Annotated in this window: 8 protein-coding genes; 4 read left to right on the forward strand and 4 right to left on the reverse strand. The window is 65.5% G+C overall.

The window, feature by feature from the left end:
* The first annotated feature begins 2 nt into the window (after positions 1-2).
* Together WQQ_RS20995 and WQQ_RS21000 are read left to right on the forward strand one after the other, a co-directional pair.
* The gene (locus WQQ_RS20995) at positions 3-1,583 is read left to right on the forward strand and encodes an AMP-binding protein (RefSeq protein WP_007187273.1); all 1,581 of its coding nucleotides are present in this window, start codon (positions 3-5) and stop codon (positions 1,581-1,583) included.
* Positions 1,580-2,347: an enoyl-CoA hydratase/isomerase family protein gene (locus WQQ_RS21000; RefSeq protein WP_007187274.1), complete on the forward strand. Its 768-nt coding sequence runs from the start codon at positions 1,580-1,582 to the stop codon at positions 2,345-2,347. Before WQQ_RS20995 ends, WQQ_RS21000 begins: the two co-directional genes overlap by 4 nt.
* Positions 2,348-2,477: 130 nt before the next feature.
* On the opposite strand, the gene WQQ_RS21005 is transcribed toward WQQ_RS21000, so the two are convergent.
* Both WQQ_RS21005 and WQQ_RS21010 read right to left on the reverse strand, forming a co-directional pair.
* Positions 2,478-3,791: a spinster family MFS transporter gene (locus WQQ_RS21005; RefSeq protein ID WP_007187275.1), complete on the reverse strand. Its 1,314-nt coding sequence runs from the start codon at positions 3,789-3,791 to the stop codon at positions 2,478-2,480.
* 64 nt (positions 3,792-3,855) lie between these two features.
* Complete coding sequence (locus WQQ_RS21010) at positions 3,856-5,553, reverse strand: tannase/feruloyl esterase family alpha/beta hydrolase (RefSeq protein ID WP_007187276.1); 1,698 nt, start codon at positions 5,551-5,553, stop codon at positions 3,856-3,858.
* Between the two features lie 437 nt (positions 5,554-5,990).
* Here WQQ_RS21010 and WQQ_RS21015 point away from each other — a divergent pair, with 437 nt between their 5' ends.
* Complete coding sequence (locus tag WQQ_RS21015; protein WP_007187277.1) at positions 5,991-7,370, forward strand: PKD domain-containing protein; 1,380 nt, start codon at positions 5,991-5,993, stop codon at positions 7,368-7,370.
* On the opposite strand, the gene WQQ_RS21020 is transcribed toward WQQ_RS21015, so the two are convergent.
* Entirely contained in the window at positions 7,367-8,368 is a 1,002-nt protein-coding gene (locus WQQ_RS21020; RefSeq protein WP_007187278.1) for an AraC family transcriptional regulator, read from the reverse strand. The two genes, WQQ_RS21015 and WQQ_RS21020, sit on opposite strands and share 4 nt — an antisense overlap.
* A gap of 150 nt (positions 8,369-8,518) precedes the next feature.
* Here WQQ_RS21020 and WQQ_RS21025 point away from each other — a divergent pair, with 150 nt between their 5' ends.
* On the forward strand, positions 8,519-10,975 hold the full coding sequence (locus WQQ_RS21025) for a flavin-containing monooxygenase (RefSeq protein ID WP_007187279.1): 2,457 nt from the start codon (positions 8,519-8,521) through the stop codon (positions 10,973-10,975).
* Between the two features lie 93 nt (positions 10,976-11,068).
* Here the strand turns inward: WQQ_RS21025 and WQQ_RS21030 are convergent, their stop codons facing one another.
* The gene (locus WQQ_RS21030) at positions 11,069-12,073 is read right to left on the reverse strand and encodes an SLAC1 anion channel family protein (RefSeq protein WP_007187280.1); all 1,005 of its coding nucleotides are present in this window, start codon (positions 12,071-12,073) and stop codon (positions 11,069-11,071) included.
* Positions 12,074-12,077 lie beyond the last annotated feature (4 nt).

Consider the following 12,077-nt stretch of genomic DNA (forward strand, 5'->3'; position numbering starts at 1 on the left):
CGATGAGCGCGAGCAGCAGCGGGCGCTTGCTGCTCGCGCCTGCGCACTATCCGTCATGCGATGCTTCTGGAGCTCTTCGTTTGAGTGAACCTGACAAGGCGGTAGCCATTCCGCTGGGAGATGTTCTGGCTCATCATGCCGCGCGGGGCGATCGTCCCGCGCTGACGCACGATGGCCTTACGCTGCGCTATTCGGAACTCGATGCGCGTGCCAATCGCCGTGCTCGCCTGTTCAAAAGCCTGGGTGTCGGCCACGACGATCTGGTGCTGCTCGCACTGCCCAACTCAATCGAGTTCTTCGAGTCCACGTTCGCACTGTGGAAGCTCGGGGCCACGCCTTGCCCTGTGTCACCCAAGCTCACGCGATCCGAGCTCGACATGATCATCGAGACGGTCAAGCCGCGGCTGGTCGTTGGCGGCGAATCGGCTGCTGCAACGCAGTTGAGCGCCGGAGTCGACCCGGGCGCCGAGTTTTCGACCGAAGCCATCGAATCACGCATTCCCGCCTGCTGGAAAGCGATCACGAGTGGCGGCTCGACCGGACGGCCCAAGGTCATCCTCACGCACGTGGCGGGCACGACCGACCCGCAGCGTGCGAGCTACGCGCTGCAACAGGCGCGCGACATCATCCTCAATCCGGGCCCGCTGTATCACAACGCGGCTTTCAGCTCCGCACATCAGTGTCTGTTCGCGGGCGGACAGGTGGTCAACATGGAGCGCTTCGATGCCGAGCGCAGCCTGCAACTGATCCAGCGTCATCGCGTGCAGTACACCATGATGGTGCCGACGATGATGTCGCGCATCTGGCATCTGCCCGCCGAGGTTCGCGAGTCCTACGACTTGTCGAGCCTGCGCACCGTGCTGCACCTCGGAGCGCCCTGCCCAACATGGCTCAAGGAGCGCTGGATCGAATGGCTGGGTCCCGAGCGCATCGTCGAAGCCTACGCGGGAACCGAGGGTGTGGGCGCCACGAGCATCAGCGGAACCGAATGGCTGCAGCACAAGGGCTCGGTCGGCCGCGCGGCCGGGGGAGCCGAAATGCGGGTTCTGGACGCGGACGGTCGCGAATGCGCAGCGGGTGTCGTCGGTGAAATCTATTTCCGCCCGCCCCAACATCGGCGCGGCAACTTTTCGTATCTCGGTGCGAGCGCCAAGCAGTCGGGTGACTGGGTGTCGCTCGGCGATCTCGGCCATGTGGACGAAGCCGGCTATCTCTATCTCGCCGACCGCCGCACCGACGTGGTGATTTCCGGCGGCGTGAACATTTATCCGGCCGAAGTCGAGAACGCGCTCGGCCGTCATCCCGATGTGCGCTCCTGCGTCGTGATCGGCTTGCCCGACGATGATCTAGGGAATCGGGCGCACGCGATCGTTCAACTGGCCGATGAGGCTCGGAACCGCATCGATGCCGAAGCGCTCGCCGAGTTCCTTAAGACGCAGCTGGTTCGCTACAAGATTCCGCGCAGCTACGAATTCGTCTCTGCCGACCTTCGCGACGACGCCGGCAAGGCGCGACGCCTGCAGTTGCGCGAAGAGCGCATGGCCGCCCTGGCAGTCACCGCAGCCGAGAATCCACCAAAATGAGCACGGCCAATCTCGCTGCACCCGTCGTGCGCTGGGAGCGGCAAGGCCGCATCGCGCGAATCGAGTTCTCCAGTGGCTCGCGCAATCATTTCAGCACGCCCTTGCTGGCCCAGCTTGCCGATGCCTTCGAGCAGGCCGAGCGTGAGCCCGAGGTCAACGCCATCGTGCTGTGCTCCCGGGGGCGCAACTTCTGCGCCGGCGCCGATCTGGTCGATGGCCAGGAAGAACCGGCGACTCTCTATGCCGAGGCGATGCGCTTGTTTGCGATCCGCAAGCCGATCGTTGCGGCCGTCCAGGGCGCGGCGATCGGTGGCGGGCTGGGCCTTGCGCTGGTCGCCGACTTTCGCATCGTCGCGCCTTCGAGTCGCCTGTCGGCAAACTTCGTCAAGCTCGGCATTCATCCCGGTTTTGCGATGACCTACACACTCCCGCGCGTGGTGGGGCCGCAGCGCGCTGCGGAGCTGTTCTACACCGGTCGTCGCTTGACCGGAAAAGAAGCTCACGCCATTCAGCTGGCCGATCGGATCGTCGCCGAAGATCAGCTGCTCGATGCCGCGCTGGAGTTCGCATGCGCGATTGCGGAGAACGCGCCCCTGGCCGTCGAAGCCACGCGTTCGACCTTGCGCATGGGCCTGCTCGAAGCCTTGAAGTCACGTACCGAACACGAAGCCGCTGAGCAATTGCGCTTGCGAACGACAGCCGATTTCGCAGAAGGGATTCGCGCAGTCACCGAGCGCCGCCCGGGCAACTGGATGCGCGCCTGAGCCCATGAGTTCCGCTTGAATCCGCCGATTGCGGCGGTACTGCCCTGCAGCCTCAGCGACACGCGAATCCTCATGCGCTCTCAAAGCAAAGCCCGCCAATGGCGGGCTTTGCTTTGGCATGCACAGGGAGCTAGCCCGTGCTGACCGCTCTGCTTTCCTTGCGTATCGCCCAGGCCGACGCGCACTGGAACGCGAATGCGAGCAATGCAAACGGAATCAGGCATTGCAACGCGTAGACGAGCGAGCGATCCCCATACACCGGAGCGAGCCAATCGCTGATGGCACCGACCAGCAGCGGCCCGCAACCGAGTCCCGTGAGATTGATCAAGAACAGCAGCAGCGAGCTGGCCGTTGCGCGATAGCGCGCCGGCGTGCGGTTCTGCAGCAGGGCTAGCGCCGGCACCAGATACGTCGAAGTCAGCACCACTGGAATGATCATGAGCAGCAAGGACATCTGCCAGCTCGATGCCAGCGTGAACCCGATCAGCAGCGGAATCATGAAGACGAGGCCCAGCCCCGGAAGCAGTGGGTAGTAAACCGCATTGCGGGCGCCGAGCCGATCCGAAAACACGGCGCCGAGCCAGCTCGCCACCACCATCGACCCTGCCAGCACCAGGCCGTAATAGGTACCGATCTGTGGGAGCGTCATGCCCTGCACGCGCGTGAGAAACGCCGGCGTCCAGTTGATGATTCCGTAACTCACGAAGGCCGTGAGACCCGAGGCGATGGCGTTGAGCACCAGCGCGGGGCTGCGAAAGAAGAAGCGGAACGCATCCAGCGCAGCGCCCGGCGGCTGGGCCCGTCCGCCAGCATCGTAGCGCCCTCGCTGCGGCTCCCTGATGAGCAGCAGGATCAGGGGCGCCGCCAGCAGGCCGAGCAATCCGACGCTGATGAAGGCCGCCCGCCAACCATAGTGCGCGGCGATCCACGCCGCTGCGACAGTACCGATCAGGCTGCCGGCCGGCACTCCCAGCACGTAGATGCCCAGCGCACGGCCGCGGCGCTCCGGCGGAAAGTAGTCCGACAGGATCGAGTACGCCGGAGGTGAGCAACCGGCCTCGCCGATCCCCACGCCCACGCGCGCCAGCGCCAGGCTCAGGAAGCTGCCGGCGAATCCCGAAGCCGCCGTGAACAGGCTCCACAGACTGCAGGCCGCCGCGATCACGCGAACGCGATTCCAGCGATCGGCGATCAAGGCCACCGGGATACCGAACAGCGTGTAGAACAGCGCGAAAGTCAGGCCGGTGAGCAGACCCAGCTGCGTATCGCTGAGGCCGAGTTCCAGCTTGATCGGCTCGGCAAGAATCGACAGGATCTGCCGATCGAGAAAGTTCAGCATGTAGACCAGAGCGAGCACCACGGCGACGACATAGCGATAGCGCTCGCCGTCGCGGTGCTGGCTCGCCTGCAAGCTCGCGCCTGATACCGAATCGTCACGAATCACTGCGGGTTTCCATAAAGTGGGGACATGCGGGAGCTTCCAGATCGCGTTTCAGGGCTTGTTGAATCTAGCTAGAGGCGCAGACGAATGAGGCCGCTGTGTTGACATCGCCGCTGCCCTTGTACTTCGCAAACGTGGGATAGGGGCACAGCGGCCTGCTGCGGCCCGGGACGCCGACGCTGTCGATCACGATCTGGTTGGATCGCGGGTCGATATCCCGTTCCACCCAGGCCTCCAGCGCCGACAGCTGATCCCACTGCGCATTGAACGTGGAGCTGATGGAGTGCGCAAAGCCCGGCACCAGGTAGTACCGAACGAAGGACTCGACGGTGGGCCCGCCCAGGCTGGCCTGCAGCCCCTGATAGTAGAGCTCCGAGGTTCGCGGGCTCACGGTCATGTCTTCGGTGCCATGCATCATCAGCAGCTTGCCGCCCTTGGCCGCGAACTTCGCCAGCTCGGCATCCGCCGCATCGACCGCCGACAGCTCACTCAAGCGGGTGGCGTAGGGCCAGCCGGTGTACGGGTTGAAGTCGAAATAGTTGAAGTCCGGATCGCGGCCGACGACGTAGCGCAGGTGTCCATCGACGATACCGGTCGCGAACGACATGCCTTCGGTCACCGGAAACCCCGGCGGCAACAGGCCGATCGACAGGGTCGCGATCGCCAGTTGCAGCGGCTCCAGCGCAGGGATCGGGCTTTCGATGCCGAGGTCCGAGGTGTACACCGGCCAGCCTGGAAAGCTGGTTTCACCGCTCGCGAGCGCGAAATTCCAATGGAAAGGCCCGTTCATCACGCCGAGTGCGCTGAGCTGCAGATCGGACAGGCAGCTGTCACCCAGATCGTCTCCACCAGCACAGCGCAGCGGCACGCCATGCAGGCTCGCGGTCGCCGGATCGAAGCGTGCGTTGCAGGCATTCACGTTGCCGATGAGGCCATCGGCAAGCCCATCGAGCACATCGCAGGCTTCGAGTGCAGCGCGACGCAGCAGACCGCGCTTGGCCCGGTTGGGCAAAGCGCCCGGCTCGGCAAAGGCGTGCAACACCGCGGCACCCGCCACCACCGTGGAGGTGAAGCGGCGCCCGGGATACAAGGCCACCACGCCATCCCAGTCTTCGGGCCAGCGGGCGGCAACGGTCAGCGCCTCGCGACCGCCATTGGACGACCCGAGGAAGTAGGACTTCGAGGGCTCACGACCATAGCTCGCCTTGATCAGAACCTGCGCCACGTCGCGCGTTTTCTTCAGCGCATCCCCCATCCAGTTCCGGTAAGCCTCCTCATTCAATCCAAACGCGGCCGGATTCGGAAGCGTGGAAGCCTGATGCCCGCCATCACTCGCAAAGACCGCGTAGCCACGCGCCAGCGGACTCGCGCCGAGCGAGTTGAGCATCGTGCCGGCCACGTTCGGTATCGTGCCGTTGTAGCCGCCGCCACCGAGCATGAGCCCTTTCGAGTTCCAGTTCGTCGGCAGTGCCACCTTGAACTCGATGTTCGGCGCCAGCGGATCCACGGGCAGGATCTTGCCCGTAACCAGACAGTAGCCGGCGGCTGCACTCCCCGGTGCTGCATCGGCGCTCAGGGACTCGGCCGCGCTCACGCTGGCGCCGCCCGTCTGCAGACCGATATCGGCAGCTGCAATCTTCAAGTCGGACAGCTGCGCGCAACTCAGCATCTGCGCTGACTCGCTCCGCGCTGCATCCTCGCCTTCACAGGCCGCGAGCAGGCCCAGTACAGCGGCTGCCGCCAGCACCGTCAAAAATCGGAACATGTTCTCTCCTCGCTCTTTTTATGATGCGAAGCCGCTGCATCGGCGTACCGGATGGTGATCCGAGAGCCGCGCCGAGCCACCACCCGTTCTGGGCGGCTTCTGTCGGCATCACGCTATAACGCAGCCGCGGGCGCAGATAATTCATTCGGTGGCAGCACCATTCCTCGCGCGAATGTGGCCGCGATCCGCGATCGCGGGCATGCCTGGGACGCGGGATCCGGCTTGCGCGCGAAGCGTGCACGGGCGGCACGCACGCGGCCGAACACGCCATGCCGACAGGCAGGCAACAACAGTCAGTGCATCGTGCGTCGCGCTCGCGTTACGCGCTTGCGCGAGTCCGCAGCGCCCTCCAATTGGAGGGCGGTTTACCGCGGCGGCGGCCGCTACGCTTTCGCGCATTCGCCCGACTTGCGGCGTATCCAATTCGCGGGAGCAGCATGAGCGTGGCAACTTCGACTTCGCAGCGGTCGTTCAAGCAGTTCGCACTCGGCTCGGCTTTGATGCTCGGATTCGCGCTCGGGGCTTGCGCGCCCGCGGAAGAGGAAGGCGCTTCCGACACGCCGTCGGTCTATTCCGGCAAGGCCACCACCGGCTCGGCTCCGCTGAGCGATGCCGAGGTGCTGTTCGACATCGGCGGGCAGAGCTTTCGAGCGGTGACCGACGCGGCGGGTACCTTCTCGGTCGATTTCGGCAACATTCTGGGGTCGGCCCCGCCGTACATCGCCGGCACGCTCTACAAGGACGGCTACCTGATCCAGACGATCAACCTGTCCAATTCGAACGGCCGGGTTCGCGGCTCGGACCTGCTCACCACCGGCCCGCTCGGCAGCCAGGACGTGGCGATACTCAACCCGGCTTCGAGCGGCCCGCTGTACCGCATCACCCATCTGGGCGATCAGAACTTCACGGGCTCGGCGAACTCCCAGCTGCAGGTTTCCAGCTCGGGCACGCGCATCAACGTGCGGCTCGGGCCGATCTCGAAGGCCCAGGTCGCCCAGTATCCGGCCGGACTCTGCCTCGTGCTCGACGTGCGAGGCCTGGAAAACGTCGCGCAGCCGACCCGCATCACGCTCAACAGCCAAAGCCAGAACATGAATGCTTCGGCGAGCGACGGATCGTTCTCTCGCCAGTCCTACTGCTTCACCGATGTCTACAGCGGCGATGCCTCGCGCTTCAACACCTTGATCATCGAGTCGGGCAACAACAGCTCCGGCACCGATTACGACGACTTCGAGTTCATCAATGTCACCGGATCGTTCTCGACCGCGCAGCCGCCGCGCGTGTTTCGCATCGATGCGGGCGATTCGTCGACCTGGGTCGCCGACCAGGCCGTGAGCTTCGACACCGTCGACGCGACCATCTACGACTCGTATCCGGCGCAGATCGACTGGTCGTTCGGCGATGACAGCCCGGTCCTGTCGGTCCGCAACCTCGATCCGGTGACGCACACCTACAGCAAGACCGGAACCTTTACGGTGAAGGCCGTGGCCCGTGACGCTTCGGACCAGGTGCTGGCCCAGGCCACGCTGAACCTGCAGATCCAGCCCAAGCACATTGCCGGAGCCTCGGTCGGAACCATCACGCGTGCCAGCGACAACAGCCTGGAGATTTCGGGGCGCACCGATTTCAAGCCCATCAATATTCGCGTCACCTGGCCCGACGGAACCGTCGACGAGCAATACAACGTCAGCACCGACACCTACACCTTCAAGTCCGCCAGCACGGCCTACGAAGCGGGCCAGATCTCGACCCTGCTGTACTTCAACGACACCAGCCTGAGCCCGATCCGGAATTACACCGCACCGGCCCGACGCTAGCCCGGCCGCCTCGCCTTCGGCGAGACCCCATGCCAGCGCTTGTGCGCCTGCGAGAAGCTCGACACATCGGCAAAGCCGAGGCGCTCCGCGATCGCCGAGACGCTCAGCTCGCCCTCGCGCAACAGCTCACGCGCCCAGGCGCGACGCCGGTTTTCGATCAGCAGGCGAAACGAGGTTCCCTCGCCCTGCAGCCTGCGCTTGAGCGTGCGCTCGCTGGTGTTCAGATGTCGCGCCATCGTCGCGAGATCGGGCAGCGAGGCGCCTGGAATCTCCAGATACTGACGGATCACGTCGCTGGTGCTGGCCTGCGTCGTGCGCCTGCGCAGCAGCTCCGCGCAGAGCTGCTCGCATAGCGCGGCGGTGATCGGATTGGCTCCCGGCAGCCTGCGGGCGAGCAGGCTCGCATCGAAGCTGAGCTGGTTGCTGCTTGCCGCATAAACCGGCTCGACCCCGAACAGGCGCCGGCCGGCTTTTCCGCGTTCCTCGGGCTGCAACTGCAGGCGCGTGAGCGCGAAGCCATCGCCGACCAGCTCGCCCATGAGCGCCGCCGCGGCCGCCATGTCGCGCTCGATCACGAAGCGCCGCAGGTCGTCGGTGAAATCGGGCGCATCGAAATGCATCGTCGCCACGCCGGCCTGGCGCCGATAGAGAATCTGGTTGAACAGGTAGGTCAGCGGCAGGTAGCGCAGCGCCATCGCGAGCGCATCGGCCGCCGTCGCGCTGCTGATGAGCCCGTAGCCCCAGAGCCCGTAGGTCGTGATCCGGTAGCGCAGGCCGACCTGCAGGCCGAGCCCGCTCGGCGCGCCACTGAGCTTGACGAGATTGGCGATGACCTTGAGCTCCTTGACCGCGGCGAGCTCGACGTTGGGATCGCTGAGCTGGGCGATCGAGATGCCGCTGCCCCTGAGCAGCGCCGAGGCCGACAGGCCGAGCTCCGCGCCGAAGCCCACGAGCAGGTCCACGCTCGCCGGGCTGCGCTTGAAGTCCCAGAAGATCACGCGGCTGATTTTCCGTTTCGGGCCATGAATTGGCCCGAATAATAAATAAAAAGACCTCGCCGGACATGGCCTGCGATCGCCGCCGGACCGAGCATAGGCCCGACGAAAGCGCCACCACCCGATCCAGACCAAAGGCGCGCAGGAGAACGCATGAGCCAGCACGGCAACCCGCTCGCGGCGATCATCATCGGTGCCGGTTTCGCCGGCATCGGCATGGGCATCGCGCTCAGGCGCGAGCGCATCGACGACTTCGTGATCCTCGAAAAAGCCCAGGATGTCGGCGGTGTCTGGCGCGACAACCGCTATCCGGGCGCGGCCTGCGATGTGCCGTCGCACCTGTACTCCTATTCGTTCGAGCCGAATCCGGACTGGACGCATGTGTTCTCGCGCCAGCCCGAGATCGCCGATTACCTGCGTCACTGCGCGAACAAGTACGACCTGCTGCGGCATCTGCGCTTCGGCGCCGAGGTGCATTCGGCGCGCTACGACGAAACCGGGAATCTCTGGACCGTGCTGCTGCGCGACGGCTCGGAGCTGCGTTCGAAACTGCTCATCAGCGGCGTCGGCCAGCTCAGCCGGCCGGCGACACCCAGGATCGCGGGCATCGAGAGCTTCGAGGGACACGGATTCCATTCGGCGAGTTGGGACGAAAGCTACTCGCTGGCCGGCAAGCGCGTGGCCGTGATCGGCACCGGCGCATCGGCGATCCAGTTCGTGCCGGCGATCGCGCCGCAGGTGGAGCGGCTCAGCGTGTTCCAGCGCTCGCCGGCCTGGATGATGCGCCGGGCCGACCGGGCCTACAGCGCATTCGAAAAGCGCCTGATGCACGCCGTGCCGGCGCTGAGCCGGCTGTATCGGCTCGGCATCTACCTGCGCTACGAGGCGCGCGCACTCGCGTTCACGCGCTTCAAGTCACTCATGAAGATCGCGGTGGAATGGCCGTTCCGCCGCATGCTTGCGCGCGACGTTCCGGATGCTGCGCTACGCGCCAAGCTCACGCCCGATTACCCGGTCGGCTGCAAACGCATCCTGCTCAGCGACGACTACCTCACGACGATGTCGAGGGAGAACGTCGAACTCGTGACCGAAAGCATCCGGCGCATCGTGCCCACGGGTGTCGAGACCCAGGATGGGCGCGTGCACGAAGTCGATGCGATCGTCTACGGCACCGGTTTTTCGGCGACCGAGTTCCTCGCGCCGATGAGCATCCGCGGCCGTCGCGGGCTCGATCTCAACGAGGCCTGGCTCGGTGGTGCGATGGCTTACCTCGGCATGACGGTTCCGGGATTTCCGAACTTCTTCATGCTGTATGGCCCGAACACCAACCTCGGCCACAACTCCATCGTCTACATGCTCGAAAGCCAGATCCGGCATGTCATGCGCTGCATCCGGCGCATGCGGATGCAGCGCGCGAACGTCGTCGAAGTGCAGGCCGAGCGCCACTCGCGCTACAACCTGCGCATCCAGCAACGGCTCGGCGCTACGGTCTGGAACGGCTGCAAGAGCTGGTATGTCGACGCCAACGGGCACAACAGCACGAACTGGCCGGGCTTTACGCTTTCGTACCGCTTCATGACGCGCTTCAGCAGCCTGCGCGCGTATCGCTTCGCGGCGGCGCTGCCATCGACGGACTCGCTCACGGCGCTGAAAATTCCGGCGCCGCTCGCGCCGTTCGAACGCGCGAGCGCGGCGCTCATGCGCGGCATCCTGCGCACGACGTTCCGCGCCTTCATCGGCCCGCCGTTTCCGGTCGGCGTCGAGCGCGCCGTCGTCGCCGTGATCGTGACCCTGATGCCGAAGCGCTTCGGCACGCGCGACAAGACGATTCGCGTCGCGGATCGCCCGGTCGTCATCACCAGCGCCAGGCGCGCCGCGAGCGCCGCCGCGATCCTGTACCTGCACGGCGGCGCCTTCTGTCTCGGCAACCCGCGCTCTCATCGCAGCATCACCTCGCATCTCGCGCTCGCATCGCAGCTGCCGGTGTGGACGCCGGACTACCGGCTCGCGCCCGAGCATCCGCATCCGGCCGCGATCGACGATGCGATGGCCTGCGTACACGCGATGATCGCGCAGGGCATCAAGCCGGAGCGCATCGTGGTCGCGGGCGATTCGGCCGGCGGAGCGCTCGCGCTCGAAGTGGGCCTGCGCATGCGCGACCAGGGCCAGGCGCCCGGCGGCCTCGCACTGATCTCACCGTTCACCGATAGCAGGCTTGCCGGCGACACCATCCGCACGCTCGCGGGTGTCGATCCGATGATCCGCATCGGCTGGCTGCGACAGGGCATCGCCTGGTACGGAGCCCAGGGCCCGACCCTGCTCGAACGCGATCTGGCCGGCCTGCCGCCGATGCTGATCCACGTCGGCGACCAGGAGATCCTGCTGTCGGATTCGACACGCCTGGCCGAACGCGCAGCCGCGCAAGGCGTGCAGGTGCAGCTCGAAATCCACGCCGCGCGCTGGCACGTGTTTCACCTGCAGGCGCTTTACCTGAGTTCGTCGGTCGACGCGCTATCGGCGATCGGTGCGTTCTGCAGGCGGTGCGTGCCCGCGAAACGGGCCGAATCGAGCCAGGCTTCGGTGGCCTGGGTGGGCGGCGAAGCTGCGTAAGCCACCGCTGTCTGCCGAATAAAGGGCGGGCTGGCTGATGCGCTGATGCGCCTACCCACCCGACGAGCGAACCGGGCGTTCTCGCGATGCGCTTCAATCTTCGTGAAACGCCTTGCCGCTCAGCAGGTGCCGCATCGTCATCCATGCCACGGCGCAGACGATCAAGGTCGCCGCGATCAGCGCAAGCCAGGCGATCGCCTCGGTGTAATCGGTGTAATCGGCGTAATCGGTGTAATCGGTGTAATCGGTGTAAGCCGACGGCCGGGCGTGATGAAACGCGAGCGCCGCGCCGGCCCAGCCGTCGACCGGAAACGTCATCGCCCACCAGCTCATGAAGAACGGGCCATGCACCGCGTGGCGCAGCAGGCTGGCGAGCAGCAGCGCGAGGAACAAGGCGAAGCAGTAGAGAATCTCCACGAGCGGGCCGGAGACGCCGTGCGAGAACAACAGGATCGCCGACAGCCCGATCGAAGGCGGCGCGAGCAGGATGAACAGCGTCGGCACGCTGCGTTCGCTGAGCGCCGGTGCAAACAGCACGCGATGCAGCACGATCGGAAAGAACGCGACCCAGAGCACGAGCCCCACCGAGAAGAAGAACCAGCTGATCTCGACATGCCCGAGCGGCACGCCGCCGAGTGGGACGAAAATGTTGCCGACCACCGGAATGAACCAGGCCGGCGTGAGGATGCTTTCGTCCTGCGGCTTCATGATCCAGCGACGAATCAGCGTGAGCGCGAGCAGCAGATGCAGGCCCGCACCGAACCACCACAGCAGCTGTGCGGCGGGTTCGCTGTGCGTGCGCAGCCCGACCGAGAGCACCATGCTCGCGACCGATACGGCCGGGAAGAAACTCGATCGCAGCGGATGGCGAAACTCCTCGACCACCGCTTCGCGCTGCAACAACAGCTTGGCGACGTGAACGCAGACGAGCACGGCGAAGATCGCCAGCGCCAGCACGAGCAGCACTTCGCCGATCAGCTCCGGCACCGCGAACACCTGATGCGCCGAACTCCAGGCATTCGCGAGCCCGCCGACGCCCATGACCATGCCGAACATCGCGATCGACAAGCGAGCCAGCAGCGGCCGCTCCTGCTGCATTGTG

Source organism: Hydrocarboniphaga effusa AP103 (genome assembly GCF_000271305.1).
Lineage (GTDB): Bacteria > Pseudomonadota > Gammaproteobacteria > Nevskiales > Nevskiaceae > Hydrocarboniphaga > Hydrocarboniphaga effusa.